Annotated in this window: 17 protein-coding genes; 8 read left to right on the forward strand and 9 right to left on the reverse strand. The window is 73.8% G+C overall.

All coding sequences use genetic code 11. The features are described from left to right. Positions 1-4 precede the first annotated feature (4 nt). Both ABZ459_RS01805 and ABZ459_RS01810 read left to right on the forward strand, forming a co-directional pair. Positions 5-2,053: a hypothetical protein gene (locus ABZ459_RS01805; protein WP_357964613.1), complete on the forward strand. Its 2,049-nt coding sequence runs from the start codon at positions 5-7 to the stop codon at positions 2,051-2,053. Next, positions 2,050-2,601 carry a hypothetical protein gene (locus ABZ459_RS01810; protein ID WP_357964614.1) on the forward strand — a complete coding sequence of 184 codons (552 nt, stop codon included), beginning with the start codon at positions 2,050-2,052 and terminating at the stop codon, positions 2,599-2,601. Before ABZ459_RS01805 ends, ABZ459_RS01810 begins: the two co-directional genes overlap by 4 nt. Positions 2,602-2,672: 71 nt before the next feature. Here ABZ459_RS01810 and ABZ459_RS01815 read toward each other — a convergent pair whose 3' ends face one another. Continuing rightward, entirely contained in the window at positions 2,673-3,425 is a 753-nt protein-coding gene (locus ABZ459_RS01815) for an IclR family transcriptional regulator (RefSeq protein WP_357964616.1), read from the reverse strand. Between the two features lie 188 nt (positions 3,426-3,613). On the opposite strand from ABZ459_RS01815, the gene ABZ459_RS01820 reads away from it, so the two are divergent. Then, positions 3,614-4,435, forward strand: coding sequence for a fumarylacetoacetate hydrolase family protein (locus tag ABZ459_RS01820; protein ID WP_357964618.1), 822 nt, complete (start codon positions 3,614-3,616; stop codon positions 4,433-4,435). A 1,121-nt stretch (positions 4,436-5,556) separates the two neighbouring features. Here ABZ459_RS01820 and ABZ459_RS01825 read toward each other — a convergent pair. From ABZ459_RS01825 to ABZ459_RS01835, 3 genes are all read right to left on the reverse strand, one after another. Continuing rightward, a complete protein-coding gene (locus ABZ459_RS01825; protein ID WP_357964620.1) occupies positions 5,557-7,071 on the reverse strand; it encodes a heparinase II/III family protein in 1,515 nt (504 codons plus the stop codon). A 149-nt stretch (positions 7,072-7,220) separates the two neighbouring features. After that, the gene (locus tag ABZ459_RS01830) at positions 7,221-8,309 is read right to left on the reverse strand and encodes a hypothetical protein (protein ID WP_357964621.1); all 1,089 of its coding nucleotides are present in this window, start codon (positions 8,307-8,309) and stop codon (positions 7,221-7,223) included. Further along, positions 8,302-8,886: an RNA polymerase sigma factor gene (locus tag ABZ459_RS01835; RefSeq protein WP_357964622.1), complete on the reverse strand. Its 585-nt coding sequence runs from the start codon at positions 8,884-8,886 to the stop codon at positions 8,302-8,304. Before ABZ459_RS01835 ends, ABZ459_RS01830 begins: the two co-directional genes overlap by 8 nt. 113 nt (positions 8,887-8,999) lie before the next feature. On the opposite strand from ABZ459_RS01835, the gene ABZ459_RS01840 reads away from it, so the two are divergent. Beyond that, positions 9,000-9,815 (forward strand): FAD/NAD(P)-binding protein, encoded by an 816-nt coding sequence (locus tag ABZ459_RS01840; RefSeq protein ID WP_357964624.1) that lies wholly within the window; start codon positions 9,000-9,002, stop codon positions 9,813-9,815. After that, on the forward strand, positions 9,776-10,729 hold the full coding sequence (locus tag ABZ459_RS01845) for a hypothetical protein (protein ID WP_357964626.1): 954 nt from the start codon (positions 9,776-9,778) through the stop codon (positions 10,727-10,729). The genes ABZ459_RS01840 and ABZ459_RS01845 overlap by 40 nt, the downstream gene beginning before the upstream one ends. On the opposite strand, the gene ABZ459_RS01850 is transcribed toward ABZ459_RS01845, so the two are convergent. From ABZ459_RS01850 to ABZ459_RS01870, 5 genes are all read right to left on the reverse strand, one after another. Further along, positions 10,716-11,666 (reverse strand): winged helix DNA-binding domain-containing protein, encoded by a 951-nt coding sequence (locus ABZ459_RS01850; protein ID WP_357964628.1) that lies wholly within the window; start codon positions 11,664-11,666, stop codon positions 10,716-10,718. The two genes, ABZ459_RS01845 and ABZ459_RS01850, sit on opposite strands and share 14 nt — an antisense overlap. 8 nt (positions 11,667-11,674) lie before the next feature. Then, the gene (locus ABZ459_RS01855) at positions 11,675-13,708 is read right to left on the reverse strand and encodes a DUF3488 and transglutaminase-like domain-containing protein (protein ID WP_357964630.1); all 2,034 of its coding nucleotides are present in this window, start codon (positions 13,706-13,708) and stop codon (positions 11,675-11,677) included. Between the two features lie 131 nt (positions 13,709-13,839). Next, positions 13,840-14,940, reverse strand: a complete 1,101-nt coding sequence (locus tag ABZ459_RS01860; RefSeq protein ID WP_357964631.1) for a DUF58 domain-containing protein — start codon at positions 14,938-14,940, stop codon at positions 13,840-13,842. After that, positions 14,941-15,939 carry a MoxR family ATPase gene (locus tag ABZ459_RS01865; RefSeq protein ID WP_357964633.1) on the reverse strand — a complete coding sequence of 333 codons (999 nt, stop codon included), beginning with the start codon at positions 15,937-15,939 and terminating at the stop codon, positions 14,941-14,943. A 14-nt stretch (positions 15,940-15,953) separates the two neighbouring features. After that, the gene (locus ABZ459_RS01870; protein ID WP_357964634.1) at positions 15,954-18,092 is read right to left on the reverse strand and encodes a hypothetical protein; all 2,139 of its coding nucleotides are present in this window, start codon (positions 18,090-18,092) and stop codon (positions 15,954-15,956) included. A 151-nt stretch (positions 18,093-18,243) separates the two neighbouring features. Between ABZ459_RS01870 and ABZ459_RS01875 the strand changes: the two genes are divergently transcribed. Genes ABZ459_RS01875 through ABZ459_RS01885 form a run of 3 tightly spaced genes read left to right on the forward strand, consistent with a single transcriptional unit; the run spans position 18,244 to position 23,848 of the window. Then, the gene (locus tag ABZ459_RS01875; protein ID WP_357964635.1) at positions 18,244-19,443 is read left to right on the forward strand and encodes a hypothetical protein; all 1,200 of its coding nucleotides are present in this window, start codon (positions 18,244-18,246) and stop codon (positions 19,441-19,443) included. Then, positions 19,440-20,771, forward strand: a complete 1,332-nt coding sequence (locus ABZ459_RS01880; RefSeq protein ID WP_357964637.1) for a hypothetical protein — start codon at positions 19,440-19,442, stop codon at positions 20,769-20,771. The genes ABZ459_RS01875 and ABZ459_RS01880 overlap by 4 nt, the downstream gene beginning before the upstream one ends. A gap of 44 nt (positions 20,772-20,815) precedes the next feature. Further along, on the forward strand, positions 20,816-23,848 hold the full coding sequence (locus tag ABZ459_RS01885; RefSeq protein WP_357964638.1) for a chromosome partitioning protein ParA: 3,033 nt from the start codon (positions 20,816-20,818) through the stop codon (positions 23,846-23,848). Positions 23,849-23,866 lie beyond the last annotated feature (18 nt).

The following is a 23,866-nucleotide window of genomic DNA, read 5'->3' on the forward strand; positions in this document are numbered from 1 at the left end:
TCCCGTGGGCATCGACCCCGCCCTGATGACCCAGCTCATCAACGGCATGAAACGAGCAAGCAGCACACTTCCCGAAATCGGCCTCCAAGTCGAACGAACCCTCACCACCCTCGGCGTATCCCTGTGGGGGCCGGCCCAGCTGTCGACCATCGGCCGCCGGCTGAACGACCAGATCCCCACACTCCAGGGCCGTCTCGACCTCATCCTCGCCACCCCCGACCGGCGCCCCGGCGAGAGCGGCGTCCTCTGGGCCGACGAATCCCCGTGGCTGTCGAAATCTCCCTCCGAAGGCGCGGCGGCGGCCACCGCACTGGCCGCGCGACTCCGTACACAAATCGCATCCCATTCACTCGACGCCGAATCCGTCGCCGAACTCGAACGCCACAAGAACGACCCGTTCTTCGCCGTGGCCTTTCTCACCCTGATATCGCCGCGTGAACTCAAGTCGCTCATCGCCCGCGCATACTCCTGCGACCTCCCGCCCGGCGACCGTCCTCTCCTCTACGACACGGCCACCCAGGACAGGTTCCTCACCATGCTCAGCACCCTGCTCGGCACCGCCTCCCACGGCGTCGGCCGGATGCGCCTGGCCGCCGACTACGCCGACCGCCTGATCGAGGACATCGACCACCCCCAGAACGCGTTCGCCGTGAAGAGACTCCTCCAGGACGGCGACTTCGACCACACCTTCCTGCTCACCCTGGTCCGCAAGCTGCACGACCAGGACCTGGCCCATCCCCCCGACCTGTCCCTCCCCCGAGACCCCTGGACGCTCCCCGGCCCGAGAGACGTCTCCCCCGGCGATCTCAGCCCCATGGGCACCGCCCTGATCGCCCTGGCCCACCACCCCGCCGTGGCCCAGGACTTCTTCACCGACCCTGCCCGCAAACCGCTCGCCTACCTGATGCGCACCCACCCCTGGCTCGGCGACGCCGACGCCGACCTCGGCTGGGCCATCCAGGCCGCCACCACGGAGTTCCGCGACCACGACCTGCCACCGGGCGGATCACGCGGCTACAAGTCCGCCTTGATCGCCTCATGGGCGGTCCGCTTCTGGAGCGACCCCAAGGTCCAGACCAACCTCCCCTCCACCCGCCCCCACCTCAGTACCGTCCTCAGCCAGTACATCGGCGACGTACACCGCTCCGCGCAAATCTTCAGCAAGGAGGTACCGGGCGTCGTAAGCGGTCTTGACCCGGCCAAGGAACTGCACGGCTGGAAACCCTATGGTTCGAGGTTCGACGCGGATGAAATCCAGAAGGCCATGACATGGGCCTTCGAGGACGAAGAAGCATTCCGGACCGTCGCCGCCGCGCATGGCCTGTACGCCGCCAGGATGCTGAACGAACTCGCAGCCAAGGTCGCCATAGAGGTCGAACGCGGCTTCATTGCATGGCAGGAGGCACACCCAGAGGCAACGCAGCAGCAGCGAGACAACATGCGTCAGGACATGCTGGAGGAGCGCATGGCGCGTAGCGGAGGGGCGGAGTTCGCCGCGGCGGTGGGCAGTCTCGGCATGACGACCTGGTTGATCACTGATGCCGCCAACATTTCCTCGATCGCAAAGGCGAGAGCGGACGACGTCCACCTGGACTCTTTCAAGAGGTTGACCGAACAGGTGGTCGGACTGATCCCGATGCCATCGGGGAAGTTCGTCGGACTCATGGCCGACACAGCCAAGGGGTTGATCTTCGACAAGGCTTCACCGGGTTATGAGGAGCAGGCCCGCCAGGACGCTGACACCGCACTGGGCGCGGCCAAGCACATGTTCACCGATCTGACGGCATCCGTAATGATGCGCCACGGCCTGTTCGGAAAAGCTACTGCCCAGACTCACCCGTACTACTACGAGGATTTCTCGCCTGGCGCGCCGGGGCATTTCATTGCAGACGAGTCCATCAAACCTTGGGCTGAGATGAACGCCGAACAACGTTCCGCCTACGACGAGTGGCTGTCACTGCCTGTAACTGCCCGCGTCTTCGGCCAGCCCGATGACGCCATCGCACTCAGTTTCAAGGCGGCGGAAAAGCATTACGGCGGACATGACTCATGAGAAGGAAAGTATCGCTTGTATACGCTGCTACCATCCTGTCACTCACGGCGGCATGCTCATCATCGCTCGATACGGCTTCGGACACTCGGCCACTGGGAAGCGTCACGGCCAGCCCGCGCGAATGTGACTTGATTTCGGCGAACGCGATCCAGATCGCCACCGGCTTCACGGATTATCGGGCCCTCGGTACAAAAATGAGCGGAGGGAAGTTCGCGTCTTGCTCAGTTATTGGCGGTCTTGCCCTGGAAGGCGAGCTAGGGTTGGTGATCAAAATCCATGAGCCGTCTCCGGTCAGCCCCGAAGGGCTCGAGAACACGAAAGTGGCCACTGGGGGAAATGACCTACCTGCTGGACTCAGACCGGGATTCGCGTCACAACGCAAGGATGCCACCGGCCAAGTGGTCGCTTTCGTCTACGGCTGGACCCCTGACTACCAGCGTCTTCTCAGCATCGAGGTGACGAAGGGGGCGCCGGGGAGGGATTCGGTGGCGGATGCGGTGGAGTTTTTTCGGCAGCTCAAGCCGCTGCTGCTCACGTCGTCTCGATAGTCAGGTGCCTCGTGGTGGTTGGTGGGTGCATGTGGGAGGCGGGCGGGCGGTTGCCCGGGGCTCCGGGCAGGTCAGGTGGGGAAGTTGGTGAGGTGGGGTTCGGCCTCGGTTATGGATTGGCGGAGGTCGGTGAGGAGGGCCGGGAGGCGGTCGGGGGTGTAGCGGGCCGAGGGGATCGAGATGGACAGGGCTCCTACGGGGGTGCCGCAGCCGTTGCGTAGCGCCGCTCCGACCGCCGAGACGCCCTGTTCCGTGTCGTCGAGGTTGAGGGCGTAGCCGCGGGGGCGGATCTCGTCGAGTTCGCGGAGCAGGGACGCGCGTTCCCGGTCGGGCAGGTCCTGGTAGAGGTCGGCGAGCTGGTCGCGGGGCAGCGAGGACAGCAGGACCTTGCCGCCGGAGGCGCGGTGGGCGGGCAGGATCGTACCGCGGCGGTCGCCGACGTACAGGATCTGCGGGAACTCGATGCTGTCCAGGAAGCGTACTTCGGTGCCCATCCTGACCATGAGGTTCACGGTCTCCCGGACGCGGGCGCACAGCGACTCCATGGCGGGCCGGACGTGGGCGCGCAGCTCGCGCAGGGACGAGCCGCCGCCGTCGCCCGCCGCCGGGCCCAGGAAGGGGCCCGGCAGGTATGTGTGGTGCTCGTCCTGGACGGCGAAGTCGCGATAGACCAGCATCGCCAGCAGGCGGTGCGCGGTCGAGCGGGCGATGCCGAGCTCCTTGGCGACGTCGGTGACCTTGAGACGTCCTTGGTCACGCAGCATGTGGAGCAGCAGGAGCACGTTGTCGACCGAGCCCAGGGGGTACGCGGGCTTGTTCTTCACAGCAGAACGCTAGTGCAGTACGCGGAATTACTCCCTAGCGTTGGGCAGCATGAATTTCGCGGAGAGGTTGTACGCGGACCTCGCCGCCGTGCATCTGTCCCGTTCTGGGAGCAGGTCGGCGACTTGATGCCTGTACGTCTTGAGTTCAGAGCGTTTGAGGGCCTGCACCGGTATCGAGAGGAGCTCGAGTGAAGCTCGCGACGCTGCGACTGCCGCGCCGTACGGCCGCCGTCCGGATCGACGGGGAGCACGCCGTTGAGGTCGGGGCGCCCGACGTCGGGATGTTGCTGGCCGACCCGCGCTGGCGGGAGGTGGCCGCCGCGGCCGACGGCGCGCGGCATCCGCTGTCCACGGCCGACCTGGCGCCCGTGGTGCCGGTGCCCGGGAAGATCATCTGTGTCGGGCTCAACTACCGCGACCACATCCTGGAGATGGGACGGGAGCTGCCGCGGTATCCGACGGTGTTCGCGAAGTTCGCCGAGGCGCTGATCGGGCCGTACGACGACATCGAGCTGCCCGCTGTGTCGGATTGCATGGACTGGGAGGGTGAGCTGGCCGTGATCGTCGGGGCGGAGGTGCGCGACGCCTCGCATGAGGAGGCCGAGGCGGCCATCGCCGGGTACTCGGTGCTCAACGACGTGACGGCCAGGGACTACCAGAACCGTACGGCGCAGTGGCTGCAGGGCAAGACGTTCGAGGGCACGACGCCGTTCGGGCCGTTCCTCGTCACGCCGGACGAGATCGGCGGGGCGATGACCCTGGAGTGTGTGGTGGACGGGGAGGTCGTGCAGCAGGCGGACACGGCCGGCCTGGTGTTCCCGCCGGGCGAGCTCATCGCGTACCTGTCGCAGATTCTCACGTTGCGGCCGGGAGACGTCATCGCGACCGGCACGCCAGGGGGCGTGGGGCATGCCCGGAGGCCGCCCCGGTATCTGGCGGACGGGAGCAAGGTCGTCACCCGGATCGCGGGGGTCGGCGAACTGGTGAACACGGCTCGCCGCCTGAACTGACCCGGCCTCGCTGGACGCCCGGGGCGACGTACTTCCCGGACCGCCCCGGGCCTGGCCTGGTCTCGCTGGGCGCCGCGACGACCTACTTCGTTGATTGCCTTTGGGTAGCCGACCTCGACCGTCTGTTGGCGCTGCCCGAGGGTGCGCGGGGGCGTGGCGGCCGTCGTTGGTGGCTGCCGAACTGCACGATGGTTCGGCGAGGGCCCGAGAGATGCGGTGTATGGGCGGTCCCTACGGACGGGTGCGCTGGCGATCCCGATGGACGGGGAGGTGGCGGGCAAGGTGCGGTGGCGGTCCCGGCGGACAGGCTGGACCGGCGGTCATGGTCCTGGCAGGACACGATGCAGGGGCGGTTCCAGCGCACGGATGCGGTGACGGTCCCGCCGAACGGGGAGGTGGTGGCGGGCAGGGCGCGTCGCCATCCCAGCGGACGGGTGCGCTGGCAGTCCCGGTCAACGGAGGTGGCGGCGAGGGCACGGCGACGGTCCCAGCGGACAGGCTAGGCCAGCGGTCACGGTCCTGGCAGGACACAGTGCAAGGGCGGGCTCAGCGGACGGGTGCGGCGACGGTCCCGGCGAACGGCAGCTGGTGGCGGGCAGGGCACGGTGGCGGTCCCGGCGGACAGGCTCGGGCGGTGGTCATGCTCCCGGCAGGACACGGTACAGGAGCGGTCCCAGCGGACGAGTGCAGTTACGGTCCCGGCGAACGGGGAGGTGGTGGTGACGGTCTCGGCAGACGTGGTGGGGGCAGGGGGCGATGGCGTGCCGGTGGACGGGTGGGGTGGCGGTGCCGGTGGACGAAGTGCGGTCGGCCGTGACCCCTGGGGGCCGGTCCGCGGTCGGTACGTGGGGCAGGGTTGATTGGTTCTTCGCCGGTGATGGTGTGCGGGCGGTGATGCGGTGTCTGGTGGGCGACGTCGCGGCACGGTGTCGCGGTTCTTGGCCCTGGGCGGCCGGCGGGCTGTAGGGAGGACGTGGGCGAGCCGGTCGCGGGGTCCGGCGGTGACGAGGACGCAACGCTGGCCGCTTAACCGCGACGCTGGCCCCTGCCGCGACGCTGGCCACAGCGCTGGGCGCCCTACCGCGACGCTGGCTGCCTGACGAATGTGCGACTGTTTCGTGTCAGGGGGAATGGTTCCATGGCGGGGGCAGGCGGGCGGGGTCAGGGATGTCGGTGCCTGGGACGATCACGGTCAGGACCTCGGCCGCGCTTCCTGACGTGACCCTCACCGCCTCCTCGGTGCGCAGGTAGCCGGTGGAGACCGTGGTGGCCCCCACCTCCATCCCCGTCGCGGGCCACTGGAGCAGCGTGACCCGCCAGTCGCCGTCGCCGAGCACCACGGCGTCCGCCCGTCGCTCGACCAGTCCTAGCGCGGGGTCGAAGTGCCACAGGCTGCGCAGCGTCCCCGAGGGGACCGAGTCGCGTACGGTCATCACGTCCTCGCCGTGCCCGACCAGGACGCGGCGGGTTCTGGTCGCCCCGTAGGCGTCGTCGGCCAGCTCGAACTCCTGACGTCCGGGGCCGAGGTCGGCGTGCACCAGGCGGGTGGCCGTGCCCGGACGGAAGTCCCCGTCCGGGACGGGCACGTTGTGGGCCTGCGGGGTACGGGTCCAGGCCGCGTACTCGGTCCGCTCGTAGGAGTGGAACCCGGCCTCGACCAGGATGCGGCGGCCCTGGGCGCTGTAGGTGACGCCGAGGTGGTCCTCGTGGCCGTGCAGGCGGCGGCCGGGGCCGAACCTGATCGAGTAGTGGGCCGAGCGCGGGTCGTCCCAGGCGGTCCTGCCGAAGACGTACCCGGCGTCGAAGACGCGTACGAGGGGGCCGTCGTGGGGGAAGCCGGGGGCGCGGGTGTCGGCCGGGCTGTCGCCGATGGGGGTCAGGCAGCCGTCGGGCTGGGTGGCGTGCGCGATGTAGCCCTCCAGGGCGGTCCGGCGGGTGGCGAGGCGGGCCGGGGGCTCGGCGCCGCTCTCGCTGATCGCGTGCAGGGCCACGCCGAGGCGGCGGTGCACGTACAGGCCGTAGCGGGGGGCCTGTTCGTGCAGTACGCCCTGGGCGTCGACGGCCAGTTCGGCCGATCCGGTCATCCTGCGTACGGCCAGGTCGCGCCACTTGGCGCGGCCGAGGCGGCAGCCGACGAGCAGCAACCCGATGTCCTGGTCCAGCCCGTGGTTGTGGCCCGCGCGGTAGAGCGCGGGGTCGGCCAGGACCTCGCCGTGCTCGGCCAGGCTCGCCCACAGCAGCGGGGTGCGCACGTGCTCGCTCAGGCAGACCAGCACGGGCGCGCGCAGGGCGACGGCGTGCTCTGCCCACGCCCACGGGCTCAGTTCGTGCCCGCCGCGCGGGTTCCGGCTGATCCACTGCGCGGTCACGTCGGCGGCGCGCTCCAGGCAGGCCCGCTCGCCCGTGCGCTCGTACGCGGCGACCAGCCGGCCCGCCCAGCGCAGCGTGTGCAGGTTCAGCGCCCAGGAGCGGTTGCCGTACGGGTCGGCGGTCCAGTCGATCTCCGTGCCGAGGTCGGCGGGCGGCAGGCCGGCGAACCTGACCCGTCCGTCCATCACCTCCGCGACGTCGGCGGCGGGGAACTGGTCGCTCAGGCAGATGGCCCTGCCGGTGGTCGTGCGGGCACGCCAGAACACGTCGCGGCTCCTGTTTCCGGGCGCGCCGAACTCGCCGCGTGGCGGTCACGCGCCTGCCGGGGTGGGGGTCAGTGCAGGTCGGGTGGGGGCGGTGCGGGTTGAGGTGAGGGTCAGTGCGGGTTGTGGGGCAGTTCAGGTCGGGGTGAGGGTCAGTGCAGGTCGGGGGCCTGGTCGGTCCAGCCTGCCGTGAGGACGATCTGCGAGCCGCCGGTCCCGCCCGCGTCGGTGCCGGCGAGGACCTGGGAGGTGGCCGGATCGATGATCAACGTCCGCCGGACGCCGGTGGGGAGCGGATAGCTGAACGCCTCGCCGGGGCGGCCCAGAGGGTCGGCGCGGCCGCCCAGGTAGCGGACGTCGGGCAGGTCGGCCAGCGCCCGGTAGGCGGCGGCGCGTACGGCGGGAGGTGACGGTTTGCTCCACAGCAGGCCGCTGAGCGCGTCGGCCAGCAGGTCCGCCGAACCGGCGGGCAACATCGCGGCCACCCGTTCTTTGAGCTCCGCGGGGTCGGCGGGCAGCTCCTGGATCTGGCGGAACGTCAGGTCGCGGCCCGCCATGCTGAACGGCGCCCGGCCGGTCACCGGGACGACCCGCCCGCGTCCCGCACAGCTCTTCTCGTAGGTCGCCCCCGAGAGGGGCGCTGGGGTGGAGGTGATGGTGAGGGCGGAGTCGGGAGCCGGGGTGGAGGTGCAGGTCCAGGCTCGGCCGTCTCTGGTGGCCCAGAGCTCGGTGAGGCGGTCGCCGTCGTGCAGCCGGCCGATGTGCCAGTAGGCCGCCTGCTGCCCGGAGGCCGCCGTGCTGGCCGCCGCGAGCAGGATGGAACGGCCCGGCACGGCGGACGGCGTCCCTCTGACCAGCATGAGGGCCACGGCGAGCGCGGCGGCCGTGGCCAGGGAGAGCGCCGACCACCGCGCCAGGCGCCGGCGGCGGCGCGCGGCCGCCACCCGCCGCCACACCCTGGCCTGGGCGTAGGGGGCGGGCGCCGGATGCCCGTACAGGTCGCGGACGGCCCGCAGGTCGTCACCGCCGGGGAACGAACGCGGGTCGTGATCGGCCCGGGACTGCTCGGGAACGGAGGCCGAACGCGGGTCGTGATCGGCCCGGGACTGCTCGGGAACGGAGGCCGAACGCGGGTCGTGATCGGCCCGGAACTGCCCGGGACCGGAGGCCGAGCGCGGGTCGGCGGCGGGCCGGGGCTCCTCGGAGGCGGAGGGTGAGTGGGAGGCGCGGGGGTCAGCCATGGGTGGCCTCCAGGACGTGCGTGCCGAGCAGGCCGCGCAGCTTCCTGCGGGCCCGGCTGAGCCGCGACCCGACGGTCCCGTACGGGATGCCGAGGACGGTGGCGATCTCGTCGTGGCTCAGCCCGGCGAGCGCGACCAGCAGCACCACGTCGCGGTCGCGCCGGTCGAGCTCGGCCAGGGCGGCGGCCAGGTTGGGGCGCAGGCTCTGGGCGCTGACCCGCAGGGCAACGGCCTCCTCGTGGCCGGGCGCGTCGCCGTCCGGGCCGCAGCGGCCGAGCGCCCGCAGCGTGCGGGCCTCCAGCCTGCGCTGCTTGCCGATGAGGTTCGTGGCGATGCCGTAGAGCCAGGCGCGCACGCCCGCCCGCGTGGGGTCGTAGTGCGCGCGCTTGCGGAAGGCGGTCAGGAAGGTCTCGGCGACGATGTCCTCGGCGTGGTCGGGGCCGAGCCGCTGGGCGACGTAGGCGTGGATCTCGCCGAAGTACCGGTCGAACACCTCCTCGAAGCGCTCGTCGAGCGTGCGCTCGCCGGGCGCGCGGGCGGCCCACGGCACCGCCGTCGCGATGGTCTCCCCCGTCATGTCCTGCCTCCGTGCGTCAAGTGGTTCTTCTCTTATCACCCGACGCGCCGGATCGCTTTCACGACAATTCACTCTCAACGGTCACACGCCCTCTTCCCGGGTAGGCGGACGGCATGGGGAAGCTGGTCATCGCCCTGGTCGGGGTGGGACCGCGCGGGTTGTCGGTGCTGGAACGGCTGCTGGTCCGGCTGGCCGGGCTCGACCGCGCGGTGACCGTGTGGGCGTTCGACGCGGTTGGGCACGGGGACGGGCGGGTGTGGCGGGCCGGCCAGCCCGCGTGGTTCGGCGCCAACACGACGGCGGGCGAGAGCACGGTGCGCTCGCCCGACGGTCTGCTGCCCGAGGAGCGGTTCGGGTCGCTGGCCGTCTGGGGCGGCCTGGACCCGGCGGAATGCCCGCCGCGCCGGCTCTACGGGCAGTACCTGGCCGCCGCGTTCGCGGCGTTGTGCGCCTCGGCGCCGCCGCGGGTGGGGGTGCGTCCGGTGGTGGCCGAGGTGACGCGGATCGTGCGGACGGCGGACGGGCTGCGGGTGGACGCGGGCGGGACGGCGTACCGGGTGGACAAGGCGGTGCTGACGACCGGGCACGCGGACGTGGAGACCACGCGGGAGCAGCTCACGCTGGCCCGGCACGCCGAGCGGTGGAGCGGGGCCGTCTACGTCCCGCCGGGGCTGGCCGTGGAGATGCCGCTCGACGTCCTGCCGCCGGGGGCCGCGGTCGCGGTGCGCGGGCTCGGGCTGACCTTCTACGACGTGCTGCGGGCGGTCACGCTGGGCCGGGGCGGCCGGTTCACCGGCGGGCCCGGCGGCCTGCGCTACCTGCCGAGCGGGAACGAGCCCCGGCTGCTGGCGATGTCGCGCGGCGGGCTGCCGTTCCTGGTCGGCCGTCCGTGCCCGCCTTCCCCGCGCCGGCGGTGCCGCTGCGGATGATCACCGAGGAGCGGCTGGCGGGGCTGCGCGCGGACGCGGCGGCGGCGACCGGCACGCCGCAGCTCGACTTCGCCCGCCTGGTGGAGCCGCTGATCCAGTACGAGGCCGACCTGGCCTGCATGACCGGGGCGGCGCGCCCCCTGGGCACGCTGGCGCGTCCCTTCGCCGGACGGCGCTTCGCCACCCCGGACGCCTATCGCGCCCGCCTGGCGGCCCTGCTGCGGGCCGACGCCGGACGGGCGCGCGCGGGCTGCGCGGGCGGCGTGCTCAAGGCGGCGACCGAGATGTTGCGGGCGATCAGGCCGCTGCTCCCGGCGATCGTGGACTTCGGCGGCCTGCTGCCGGACTCCCACCGCGACTTCCTCGGCAGGTTCGCGCCGGAGAGCTTCGTGTTGTCGGCCGGGCCGCCCGCCGCCCACGTCGAGCAGCTCGCGGCGCTGCTGGAGGCCGGGATCGTGCGGCCGGTCGGCCCGGCGGGCGTCGTGCTGCCGGTCGAGGACGGGTTCGCGGTGTCCTCGCCGCAGGTGGGCGGATCGTGGCGGCACGCGCGGGCGCTGGTGGAGGCGAGCGCGCCGCGCCAGGACGTCACCCGGGACGTCTCGCCGCTGTTCCGGCGGCTGCTGGCGGACGGGATGGTCAGCGAGTTCGTGAACGTGGACCCGGTGACGGGGGCCCGGTTCCGTACCGGCGGGCCGGCGGTGACGCGGTCGCCCTACCGGGTGCTGGACGCGCGCGGGCGGCCCGATCCCGACATCCACGCGCTCGGCGTGGCGACCGGCGACACGCGCTGGTTCACCGAGGTCGGCACGGGCCGGCCGGGCCGCGACAGCCCGTTCCGCCGCGACGCCGACGCCGTGGCCGCCGCCCTGCTCGGCCAGGAAGAGCGCGGCCAGGACGGGGTCAGCGCCCGCTGAGGAAGCGGCGGACGTCCTCGACCTCCGCCCGGACCAGCTCCTCGGGCAGTTCATCGAACGGCTGCACGCTCACCTGCGCGCCCTTCCTGGACCACACGCCCGCGACCGCCCCCGCGGACAGCACGACCGGGCGCAGGACGCCGCCGCCGGGGAACACCTTCGCGGCGTGCTCGGGAGCCAGGACGCCGTCCCTGCCGTGCCAGCCCATCAGGTACTCGTCGAAGGCGGGCGCGAGGCGCAGCACGGGCTCGCCGGGCTCGGGCGGGTCCTGGGCGGCGCTCGTCCGCCAGGCGGCGCGGGCCTCGCCGAGCGGCAGGCCGGACCAGGCGGCCAGGTCCTCGGGGGTGGCCGGGTGGTGGGCGCGGCGGTAGCGCACGGCCAGCTCCTTCAGCGCCTTCCCGCGGTCGGGCTCGGGCACGACGGGCGCGCCGAGCCAGTCGCCCGCGTGCACGTACGTCGGCTTGCCCGCCCTGGACGGGCCGAGCACCGCCAGGCCGTGGTGGGCGGCCAGCGCCATCAGGTGCACGACGCCCTGGCCGCGGGCCCGTCCGGCGAGGCGTTCCGTCAGCTCGGCCTTGGTCAGCGGGCCCTGGCCGGCGAGGGCGCCCTCGGCGAGCGGGAGCAGGTCGTCGCCCGTGACGCCCTCCTGCCGCAGGCGGCGCAGGGCCGCGGTGTCGCTGCTGGTGAGGGCGTGGATCCAGGGGAGGTCGTCGGCGTGCACGAAGTGCAGCGTGCCGCGCGGGCCCCACGTCCTGACGATCTCGCGGGCCTGCCAGGCGGCCTCGATGCCGGACGGTGTGAGGGTGGCCGAGCGGGCGCGGAAGGCGAGCAGGGCGGAGGGCACGTCCTGGGCCTGGATCGCGGTCAGGTGCCGGACGACGTCGGCCGCGGTGAGGCCGGGCGGGCGGTGCAGGAGCTGGGCCTCGACGCTTCTCATGGCCTGGATCATCGCAGGAGGAGGCGGTCGCGCAGGCGGGTGGGGAGGGGGGTGCGCGAGCGTGCGGCGCGGCGGACGGCGTCGCTGCTGTCCCATGCGCGGGCGGCGTCGGCGTCGGTGACGTCGTCGGGGGCGTACCGGACGAAGTTCGAAATTTCGGCCAACGGCCTGAGATGGGTGGTGATGTCGGGCGGCTGGCCGGTCAGGACGTCCTCGGCGGTCAGCGTCCGCCTGCCGCCCAGTCGCAGGTCGTCACAGGTCTGCCGCCAGGCGCCGAGCACGCGGTCGCCGGGCTCACCGCCGCGTCTCCTGGACCGCCTGCGCCACCAGGGCAGCACGGCGGCCGTCGCCGCGTACGCCACCAGCAGGCTCCCGCCCACGGCGGCGGCGAGCATCCAGGGCGACGGCCCGCCGCCGGGCCGCGCGCCCTTTTCCCCGGCCTTCGGCCGGGCCGTGCCGGACCGGTCGCCGCCCCCGCGCGTGAACTCGCCCTCCAGCTGCTCGCTCTCCTCGATCGCCGAGGAGACGACGTCGTGGTCGTCCTTGGCGCCGCTGCGGCCGGGCGTGGGGTAGAACGGCCGCCAGCCCAGCCGCTCGAACTTGATCTCCGCCCACGCCATGACGTGCCCCGACCTGACGTGGTAGACCCCGCCGGACGCCTGTCCCGGCCGGAAGCCCACCACCACCCGCGACGGCAGCCCGAGCGTCCGGGCCATGAGCGCGAACGTCGCCGCGAACTGCTCCGACGTGCCCCGGTGCGTGGTCCGCAGGAAGAACTCCAGGCCCTTGAGCGAGTGGCCGGGCGGCGCAGTGACGTCGTAGGAGGCGCTGGTGCGCAGGTAGCTCTGCAGCCGGTACGCCTGCTTGATCGGCGCGTCCGCGCCCTTGGTCGCCTCCTGCGCGAGCTCGCGGAACAACTTCTCCTGCGGCCCCGGCGGGAACGCGGTCAGCGCGGCGTCCTCGTGCGCGGGGGTGGCCGCCAGCAGGTCCTCCTTGGACGGCTCCGGCACCTTGGACGTCACCTCGTAGGCGAAGCCCTTGCCGGGACGCCCGCCGGTTCCCGCGGCGGGGTCGGCCAGCAGGGCGCCGCTCTGCGGGTCGGCGGCCAGCCCGGGTACACCGTCGACCTCGACCGGCCGTTCGGCGGCGGGCAGCCACGTCCCCGGCAGCCCGGTGAAGGTCACCCGCTGCCGGACGACCCGCGCGGCCCCCGTCCACTCCCCCTCGGGGATCCGGCCGCCCGTGGGACGGAAGCGGGCCCCGGACGTCCAGCGCACGCCGTCGTAGCGGTCGAGCACGGCCAGCCGCCAGTTGAGCGGCTTGTCCGCCTTGACGGTGAACAGCTCCCTGTCGGGGATCTGCAGCCAGCCCGACACGCGGTCGAGCGGGCTCACGCTGTCCACCCGCCGGGGCGGCGGCAGTTCGGCGTCCCGCCTCGGGTCGTAGGGCTGCGCCGCCACGGGCAGCAGCGGCCCCACCACCAGGGCCAGAGCGGCCAGGACGGCGGCAGCGGGCAGGCCGCCGAGCAGCCAGAGCGGCGAGCGGTCGTCGCGGACCAGGGCGAGGGCGGCGACGAGCACGAACAGGGCGGCGGCGACCGGCAGGTTCGAGCCCTCGCCGTCCACGCCGAGCAGCAGCGCGGCGGCGAACACGGCCAGGGCGGGGACGGCGGCGGCGATCCTGGTGCGGGTGCGGGTGAGGGTCTCGGCGCCGATGACGGCCGCGGCCCAGACGAGCGTGTGCACGAGGACGAGCAGGCGCGGCTCGGGCTGGGCGGGGAGCAGTGTGGTGAGCAGCGCGTGCCAGGCGTCGGCCACGTCGGCGAGCACGCCGGGGGCCAGGCTGCGGTAGAGCGGGATCGTCCCGGCGATCCAGGCGACGAGGTCGAGCGCGAGCGCTAGCCACAGGGGCCGCCGCGCGGTGAGCGCCGCCACCAGGACGGGTGCGACGGCGGCGGGCGCGATCGCGAGCAGGAGCTCCCCGCCGGGGAAGACCCGGTGGAACCCCCACCCGGCGACCCCGGCGACGGCCGCCACCACCACCAGCCCGGCGCCTCCCCGCCACCCCACCCCGGACGCGGGCGCGGAAGGGAAAGGAGCGGGCGGGACAGGAGCGGGCGTGGAAGGGGCAGGCGCGGGCGGGACAGGAGCGGGCGCCGGGGGTGCTGGGGGCGTCATCGGGAGGTCCAGGCGAAGGGGAGGGCGGCCAGGTCGGTGAGCGGGACGACCGTGACGCCCGGGACGCTCACCGGCCCGGGACCGGTGTGCACGCAGATCACCCGGTCGAAGCGCCGCCGGACGCCCGCCGCCCGTCCCACCTCGGCCGCGTCGCCGGTGACCAGCACCAGCGCCCCGCCGCCGCGCGCCAGCCGCATGGTCTCCCCCACGCCCGCCGTGCCCGGCCGCGCCAGGGCGAGCCGGTCGAGGATCGCGTCGGGATCGGCGTCGGCCTTGGCCTCGGCCGCCGCCCGCTCGCCGGCCAGCACCCGCACCGGGAAGCCCGCGCGGGCGGCCGCCACCGCCACGGACGCCGCCGCGTCGACCGCCAGTTCCGTCAGCTCCCGCGTGTCCAGGACGACGGTCGTGGTGGGCAGGCTCGCGTCGATGAGCTGGCGCACCATCAGCGTGCCGGTCCTGGCGCTGGAGCGCCAGTGGACGTGCCGCAGGTCGTCGCCCACGACGTACTCGCGCAGGGTGTGGAAGGTGACGGTGCCGCTGGGGGCGTTGTCGCTGGTGGGCCCCTCCAGGTGGTGGGCCCGGCCGGACGGCGGCACGGAGAGCGCGACGGTGCGCGGGCGGACCAGGAGGGTGACGGCGTCGCCGTACCGCCGCACCCGGCGCGTGAGGCCGAACGGGTCGGCCCGGACCAGCAGCAGCGGCCCGACCGGGATCTCGCCGCGCACGTCGGTGGGCAGCGGGTAGGAGACGGTGCGCGCGGCGTTCCTGGGCAGCCGCGGCAGGCCGATCAGGTGCTCCGACGCCCCCACGCGGTCCTGGACGCGCAGCCCCGACAGGCCGCGCCGGCCCCGGTTGACCACGTTCAGCACCGCGACCGCCGCCTCGCCCCTCGGCACCTTGAGCGGCGTCACCTCGCGCCGCACCTCCAGGTCGGGGGCGGGGGCCGTCCAGGCGAGGGCGGCGGCCAGGGCGAGCACGCCGCCGGTGGCCAGCACGACCGGCTCGGGGTAGCCGAGCGCGAACCCCGCCGCGTAGAGCGCCGCCGAGCCCGCGAGCGTGGCCCACCCGAGCGGGGTGAACAGGGCCGTGAGCCGCATCTACGCCGCCTGCGGCACCGGCATCCCGGCGAGGATCTCGCCGAGCGCGGACGCCGCGCCGATCTCGCGCAGCTCGGCCTCCGGCGTGACGATCAGCCGGTGTGCCAGCACCGGGACGGCCAGCGCCTTGACGTCCTCGGGCACCACGTAGTGCCGTCCGGCGGCGGCCGCCCTGACGCGGGCGGCGCGCAGCAGCGCGAGGCTCCCCCGGGGGCTCGCGCCCAGCCGCAGGTGCGGGCTGGTACGGGTGGCCGCGCACAGCCCGACGATGTAGTCGTAGACCGGGTCGGCCACGTGGATGCGGGAGGCGAAGTCGATCATCCCGGCCACGTCCGTCGCCCGCGCCACCACCGGCAGCCGCTCGACCTGCGGCCCGGTCGGCCCGCCCTTGAGCACCTCGACCTCCGACACGTGGTCGGGGTAGCCGACGGAGATCTTCATCAGGAACCGGTCGAGCTGGGCCTCGGGCAGCGGGTACGTGCCGTCCATGTCCACCGGGTTCTGCGTGGCCACCACCAGGAACGGCCGCGGCACCGGGTGCGGCTCGGCGTCCACCGTGACCCGGCGCTCCTCCATGACCTCCAGCAGGGCCGACTGGGTCTTGGGCGAGGCCCGGTTGATCTCGTCGGCGAGCACGATGTTGGCGAACACCGGGCCCTGGTGGAACTCGAACTTCTGGTGCGCCTGGTTGAAGATCGACACGCCGGTGATGTCGCTCGGCAGCAGGTCGGGGGTGAACTGGATGCGCCGCCACTCGGCGTCCACGCTGGCCGCGACCGAGCGGGCGAGGGTGGTCTTGCCGGTGCCGGGGACGTCCTCGATGAGCAGGTGGCCCTCGGCGAACAGGCAGATCAGGGCCAGTTCGACGGCCTCGCGCTTGCCGCGGACGACGCGTTCGATGTTGCCGGCCAGGAGCTGGAACCGCTGCGCGAACTGGCCGGCCAGGGCGGCGGGCTGCTGGGCCTGGGCCATCTGGTCCGGGTAGTTGTACTGGGTCAACCGGGTCCCCCTCCTCAGTCGGTGCACTCGAAGAGCGGTGGCGCCGGGAACGAGCCGCGGGGCGTGGTCATGAGCGTCTCGCTCAGGTAGGCCACGCCGCCGTTCCACTCGATCCTGTTCCAGACGTCGCTGGTCTCCTTGGATTCGTCCTCCGTGACGCTCTGGCCCTTGACCTGGCAGATGACGGTGAGCGAGACGTACTGCCCCTTCGGGATGCGGCCCGCCTCGCCGGTCTTCGTCGCGGCGGGGCGGACCAGCGTGTCCACCACGTTGTTGTTGGCGTTCTTGTACTGCTGCCTCGGGTAGGTCAGGTCCACCTCGGCGGTGGCCACGTCCGGGCTCTCCCCCGCCGCGTTCGTGGCCTTGAGCTTGAAGGCGTACTTCGCGTTGTTCTTCAGCCCGTCCACCGTGAACGACGTCCCCTTGATCGCGTCGTTCGCGGCCCCGCCGCTGAGCTGGTAGGTCACGCCCGCGTCGCCGTTCTCGGGGGCGTTCCAGGTCAGCTCGGCGCCCCGGTTCCTGGGCTTGGCGGCGAAGTTCGACGGCGCCCCGGGCGCCACGCAGGGCCTGGCCCCCGCGCTCTGCTCCGACTCCACCTCGCCGCCCGGCCAGTGGGCGACGACGACGAAGGTGTACTCCCGGGCGCAGTCGCCGCCGGTGAACTCGAACTGGAACGGCTCGTCGCCGTCCACCGACTGCGGTTCCGGCCGTCCCTCGCCGGACGCCTTGAGCGTGTAGCGCTCGACCTTGCCGCCGGTGGACGGGCTGAAGGTGACGGTCACCCGGCCGGGGCCCGATCGCGCGGTCACCGCGCCGGGCGCGCCGGGCGCGGTGGGCGCGGTGGTGGGCGTCGGGGTCGGGGTGGGGGTGGTCGTGGGGGTCGGCGTGGCCGTCCTGGCCGGACGGCGGGGCCGCTCGGCGTCCTTCGTCCTGGTCGGGTCGGGTTCGCTGGTCTCGGGCGGATCGTCCGGCGGCGGGTCGGTGATCGTGGGGTCGGGGCGCGGGGTCTGCTTGGGCTTGGGGGTGTTGGTCGGCCCCGGTACGTCGGAGTCGTCCTTGTCCACGTCGTGCTTGCGGCCCTCGGGGTCGATGACCAGGGCCTTGTCGCCGTTCTCGTCGTTGGCCCAGAGCAGGCCGTCCTTGACGAACACGTCCACCGGGCCCGGCCCGTCCGCCACCTGCAGCGTGGTGGGCCGCCCGCCGGCGGCGCTGTCCCAGACGATCAGCGCGCCCCGGCTCTTGTCCGGTACGTACACCTTCGACCCGAGCACCTGCGGCACCCCGAGCCCGGCGGGGTCGTCGATCGCGAACCTGGTGCTGAGCACGGCGTTGGAGGAGGTGTCGAGCACGACGAGCAGCCCCGAGCCGCCCGGCGTCAGCACCGGGACGAGCGGGCCCTCGGTCGTGGCCGGGGTGAGCACGCCGCCCTTGGCCGCCCGCGCGACCTCCTTGGGCAGGGCGATCTCGCCGACGCCGCCGTCCGCGCCGATGGTGACGGCGGTGGCGGCACGCGTGTTGACCACGACGGGCAGGCCGCCGGCGATGGTCACGGCCAGCTCCTCGCCCGGTTCGCCCACCTTGACGGGGGGCGCGGCGACGCCGCCGGACACCGGCACGACCTCGCCCCTGGCGGTCACCGGCACCCACAACCGGCCGCCGCCGTCGATCCTGGCCGCGCCGAGCGGGCCGGGCAGGGTGACCGGCGCGCCCACGGCGTTCAGCGTGACCGGGTCGATGCGCTGGACGCGGCCCGCCGCCGGGTCGACGGCGTAGGCCGTGCCGCCGGAGACGGCGAGCTGCATCCCGGCCGCGCCGAGGTCGCGCGTCTGGGTGACGGTGAGCTGGCTGGGCTCGACCCGGCTGACGAAGCCGGTGCGGTCGTCGACGAGCAGCACGTTCGTGCCGTCCTGGACGACGCGCAACTGCTTGCCGGCCTTGTCGTCGAGGTAGCCGTCCACCTCGCCCGACAGGCCGTTCACGTGCACGACCCTGCCCCTGGCCTTGGTCCACAGCCACGCTCCGACGTCGGCCAGCTCCGGATTGGCGCTGGAGACGCCCACGCCGAACCACGCCGCCGCGGCCACCAGGATCACGGCCGCCCCACCGGCCATCAGGGCCGTCGCCCGGTCCCCGCCGAGCACACGGATGGACAACCGTCACTCACCCCGTATGTGCGATCACAGAGAGTTTGCCCCGCTTTAACCGGGATCACCCTAGCGGGCAGGAGTCCCATCCGCGTCCATACCGACTGGTAGCCCGCGCCGGGTTCCGAGTCTGTCGGTCTGAAGCCGTACCTTAGTGCGCGTGTCCGAACAGCCCCTGACCCTCGACGCCGCCCTCTCCGAGGAGGCGGTGCTGTCGACCTACCGCCGCATGTTCGCCGCGCTGGCCCGCGACAGCGGCGCGGTGGTCGACGACCCCGCCCTGGTCGACATCGCCGAGACGCTGTTCGCGGCGTTCGCCGAGGCGGGCGAGGAGTGGCTGACGCACGAGCAGATGCGCTTCGCCTGCCGGGCCTACCCCAGCGACCAGTTCGACAACCGGCTGCGCGTGCTCAAGGGGCTCGGCGCGATCCGCGAGGTGTTCCCCAAGCCCAACCAGCTCCGCTACCGCGCCTCGTTCACCAGCGTCGTCGGCCTGATGTTCATCCGCCGCATGATGGACGACGGCGGCCAGTCCGAGATGCACCGCCTGCTCGCCCTGGAAGACCTCAACGTCGCCGACCCCCGCACCACGAGCGAGGAGGCCCGGCAGAGCGCGGTCAACCTGGCGCGCGCGTTCCGGCTCTGGGCCCTGGAGCTGATCACGCTGACCACGGGCACCATCGAGGAGCTGCGCGAGCAGGCCCCCAAGCTCTGGGGCACCGAGGAGATCGCCCGGCGCGCCCAGGGCCTGCACGGCACGATCCTGACCCGCTGGCCCGAGCTCGACCGGGTCTGCACCGACCTGCGGGCGTCCATCTACTCCTACAGCGACGCCTCGCGCCGCGCCGCCGGCCGCCTGGCCGACTCGGCGGGCACCACCCGCAACCTGATGCTGCTGCCCACCGAGACGTGGCGCACGTTCGCCCAGACCGCCTCCAAGGAGCGGCTGGCCTCGGTGCTCGACGGGTTCGTCTTCGACGCGCCCGCGCCGTGGCACGATCCGGCCGCCGTCGCGCGGGCGGTCGACGAGGCGCCGCGGCCGGCTCCCGTCCAGCCCACTCCCCCGCGTTCGGCGCTGCCCGACCCCGGGCCCGAGGGCTCGCTCGACTCCTCGCCGGGGGCCGCCGTCGAGCGGCTCACGCAGGTGGCCGAGTCGCTGCTCGGCGCCGCCTCGCGGGTCGCGCTGGCCGACGTGATCGGCTCCGACTGGCCCGCCGCCCGCCGTCTGCTCGCCGACCTGACCACCGCCGACCTGCGCCCCGAGCTCCCCTACCGGCTCGCCTGGTCCGACGGCCTGACCGTCGATCCCGACGGCGAGCCCGCCTGGCTGTCCCACGGCTACCTGGAGCGCACCTCATGACGTCCACCGGTTCTCCGGCCTCCGAGCGCGGCCGGTCCGCGGGCCAGGCGCTCGCCCACGCGCGGGCACGCTCCGGCGGGCCGCTGCGGCTGGGGGCGGGCGTGCCGGCGCCCGCCGGGATGACCCGCCTGACCCGGCCCGACTCCACCGGGCACGCGCTGCCGGTGTGGCCCGACGGGGTGACGCCGTCGCTGCTGGAGGAGTACCAGGTCGCCGCCGTCCCGGTGGAGCGGGCCGGCGAGACGCGGCGGGTGCTGGCGGCCACGCTCAAGTGCTGCTGGAACGATCTCTCCGTCGATCCGTGGCCCGGCGACCCGGCGCCCGTCGAGCTGGTGCTCGACACCTACCGGGCGCTGATCGGGCGTACCGACGACCTGATGCGCAACTGGGCGCGGGGCGCGCTGCGGCGGCTGCACGACTCGGCGTGGATCGTCCTCGACGACGGGGTGGTGACGCTCGGGCCGCGCTGCGCGCTGTGGCCGGTGGAGTCGCACGCCCAGTTGCAGGAGCTGGTCCGCCGCCTGCCCGAGCCCGAGCGGCCGGAGCTCACGGTGGTGGGCGATGCCGACATCGTGGCCGCGGCGGTCCTGCCCCTGCCCGGTGCCGGAGGGCGGGCCGAGCTCGGCGTGGCGGAGTTCGACGACCTGCTGGGGGCCTACGACGAGCGGCGGCGGGCCGAGCTGGTGGCCGCGTTCATGGTGGTCGAGCACGCCGCCGAGCCGGTCGCCGAGGGCCGCTTCGCCGCGCTGCGCGATCCGGCGCTGCGCCACACGCTGGGCGAGATGCTGGCCCGCCGCGGCCGTGCCCTCATCCAGCTGCGCGAACGCTGGACCTCCGGCTACGACGACAGCCACACGGCCGCGCTGGCCCAGCCCCCGTCCCCCGCCCCCGAGCCGGAGGCGGGCCTGGAGACGGCGGGCGCGGAGGCGGCGGATCGCCCGCCGGCGGTCGCGGGGGGCGCGGGGCTCGGCGTGAGTGAGCGGGCGGTGCTGACGCTGGTGCTGGTGCACTCGGTCGCGATCCCCAGGGCCGAGGGCCTGCTGCCGGAGGACTCCTGGTTGTCGCCGCACCCCACCCCGGTCGAGGAGCTGCGCCGCCACACCCAGGTCCCGATCGGCGAGCTGGAGTCGGCGCTGCGCACGCTGCGGCACGCCGGCCTGCTGGCCCAGGTGAAGGCCGGCGAGGAGGCGGGCGGCTACGTCCCCGGCCCGCAGTTCCACCGGCTCACGCCGGCGGCCCGGCGGCGGCTGCAGGAGGAGCTGATCCTCGCCGCCGGCCCGCACACGCCGCTCGCGGCGGCCGTACGCGCCCGCAGGTCGGCGCAGTGAACGTCAGGACAGATGGAAGGGTTACGGGGGTTCGGGTGTCGCAGATGGAGAACGTCGTCGGAGACCGGGTGCTGATCGCCGTGCAGGCGGTCAACATCTCACGGCTCTCGACCCATCCGGTGCCCACGGTCCCCGGCACGCTCATCGTCGTCGCGGGCGCGGGCCCCAAAGACTCCAACGGCGCGGGCAAGTCGTCGTTCATCGCCTCGATCACGGCGCTGCTCGGCGACGAGCAGTGGCGGTTCGCCTCGGGCGCCAAGGCGGTCTCCGAGCTGCTCTTCAACGCCGAGCTGGCCAGCGGCGCGGGCGCCCGCCAGTGGGCGAGCGCCGACCACGGCTACATCGTGGGCGTCTTCGGCCCGCCCGGCACGGACTCCTTCGCCCCGCCGCCCGCCCCGGCCCCGGCCGAGCCGGTCGCCTCCGCCGACCTCACCCTGACCGATGAGGGCGAGGAGGACAGCGGTGAGCTGTTCGAGGTGCCCGACACCTCGGGCGGCGCGATCACCGTGTGGCTCAAGGTCAACCAGGAGGCTCCGCACCTGGAGATCCGCTGGCGGGAGGGCGTCCATCTGGCCGCCTCGCCGTCCGAGGCCGAGCGGGTGGCGCGGGCCGACGAGATCTGGGCGTCGCTGCCGAGGTCGGCGGGCAAGCGCGACGTCGTGGCCCGCGACCTGACCAAGGTGCTCTACGGCGACCGGGTCAGGTGCGTGTCGTTCCTGTCCACGTCCGTGCGCAGCAAGGTCGCCACCAACCTGCTCTCCCAGCCGCTCAACGAGATCTCCCCCGAGCGGGTCTTCGAGGCCATCGCGGCGCTCACCGGCCTCGACGCCGAGCTGGAGCAGGAGCGCGAGGCCCGGCGCGACGAGCACGCCAAGCGGGTGCGGGCGGCGCAGGCGGCCGACCGGCTGGCCGAGTTCGAGGTGGAGTCGAAGGCGCTGCTCGGCACGTTCGACCGCCGCGACCAGGCCCGGGTGCGCCTGGCCGAGGCGTTGCGCTGCTGGCGCGGCAGGCAGGCGCGCAAGCTCGCCGACGCCGCCGCCAAAGACGAGCTGCTGGCCGCCGACCTCGACCGCCACCGCGCCGCGAGCGAGTCGGCCGCCGAGGAGATCGCGCTGGTCAAGGCCGAGATCGCCACGCTGCGCGAGGACACCTTCGACCGCCAGGTGTCCCAGGCGCGCAAGGAGCTGGCCGCCCTGCAGGCCCGTGGCACCAAGCTCGACGCCGACCGCGCGGTGGCCGAGAACTCCGCCGACGAGCTGCGTGCCGCGATCCCGGCGCTGGAGGAGACCCGCAGGTTCGCCGACGGGCGTGACGTGCCCGCCGCCGAGGGCGAGCTGCGGCAGGCCGGGCTCCGGCTCAACGAGGCGCTCAAGGCGCTCGGCGTGGCCGACCAGGAGGTGTCCTCGGCGCGGGCGGCGCTCGACGACGCGGAGGGCGGCCCGGCCGCGGCCCAGCTCGACGCGCTGTCGGCGGCGGGGGTCGGGGCGACCGGCCTGCTCGACGCCCTCGACGTGGCCGAGCAGGCCCGCGACGCCGCCCTTCCCGGCGCCGGCCTGCGCGGCTGGCCGCACGAGCACGCCGTCATCGTCGACGCCGCGCGGCTCGGCGAGGCGGCCCGCGCCCTGGCCGAGCTGCCGGGGTCCGTGCTGGTCAGCGCGGCCGGGGTGAGCGTGGTGGGGGCGTTCGACGGGGTGGCGACCGGGCGGGAGGCCCGCATCAAGGCCGCCGGCCAGCGGCTCAACCGGGCCGAAGACGCCCAGGAGAACGCCGCGGCGGTGGTGCGCGAGGCCGAGGAGGCCGTCGCCGAGGCGCAGCGGCGGCTGGAGGGCGCGCGGGCCGGGGTGCGGCTGGCGGAGCTGGAGGCCAGGCTGGCCGAGCGGCGTGACCGGCTCGTCGGGCTCAACGCGGCGATCGAGGAGCTGGCGCCGAAGGTCGCCGAGGCCGAGCGGCAGGCGGGCGCGCTCGACTTCCGGGCCCGTACCCGGGACATGGAGATCGAGCGCCTCGATGGGCGGCGGCAGCGGCACGAGAGCGAGCGGGCGCAGGCCCGCGAGCAGGAGGCCAAGGTCACCGCCGAGCGCGAGTCGCTCAGGCTCGAAGCGCTGGCCGCCGACTGGGGCGGCACAGTGGAGACCGCCCGCGAGTGGATCGCGGCGCTGCCGGAGGAGGAGCGCCCGCGCGCGGCCGAGGAGTGGTGGCGCGTCGCCGAACGCCACTTCGACCAGGCGTTGCGCGACACCTTCCCCGAGGAGGACGCCGAGATCCCGGAGGAGCTGGCGTTCCTGCTGTCGGAGCGGGGCGGCAGCACGGCGCGCGAGCAGGCGACGTTCGCGGCGGTGTGCGGGGCGCTGGCCTCCTACCTGCGCGGCCAGGAGGAGTACGAGAAGCACCAGCGGCGGCAGATCGAGGCGCAGGTCGTCTCCCGGCAGCGCGACCTGGCGGCGGCGGCCCGGGGCGCGGAGGAGGCGGCGCAGTCCACGGCCGTCCACCGGGCGGCGCTGACGGCGGCGATCAGGGCGAGGCTGACGCGGGTGGCCGAGGAGTTCGAGAAGCTCGACACCTCCTACGGCGGCTACGGCGCGACGCTGGAGTTCCCGGTGCCGCCCGCACCCGCCGACCCCGAGCAGCGCTGGCAGTGGCGGGTGACGCCGAAGTGGCGGCGGGGCGAGGGGCAGGGGTTCGTGCCGTACAACCGGCGGGCCAACACCGCGCTCATGGACGAGAAGGCCGTCAAGCTGGTGTGCGCGGCGGCCATCGCCTCCTCCGGCGGCGGCCATCTGTGCCTGGTGCTCGACGAGCTCGGCCGCAACCTGGGCAAGGAACACCGCAGGGAGGCGGTCGCGCTGTTCCGGCGGATCGGCGAGACGTACGGCATCACGGTGATCGGGGCGCTGCAGGACGACATGGAGCCGTACGCGATCGACGCCTGCGGCCAGTACGTCAAGCTGCGGCGGTCGTCGGACGCGATGCCGTACAACGAGCCGCCGGTGATCGTCGGCCACGACCAGCACGCCGAGCGGGTGCGCGCGCTGGCCGCGTACGTCGACCGCGGCCAGCCGGTCGAGCAGCCGGTGTAGCGGGCGCGGGGAGGGCGG

The sequence above is a fragment of the Nonomuraea sp. NPDC005692 genome (genome assembly GCF_040631115.1).
Taxonomy (GTDB): Bacteria; Actinomycetota; Actinomycetes; order Streptosporangiales; family Streptosporangiaceae; genus Nonomuraea.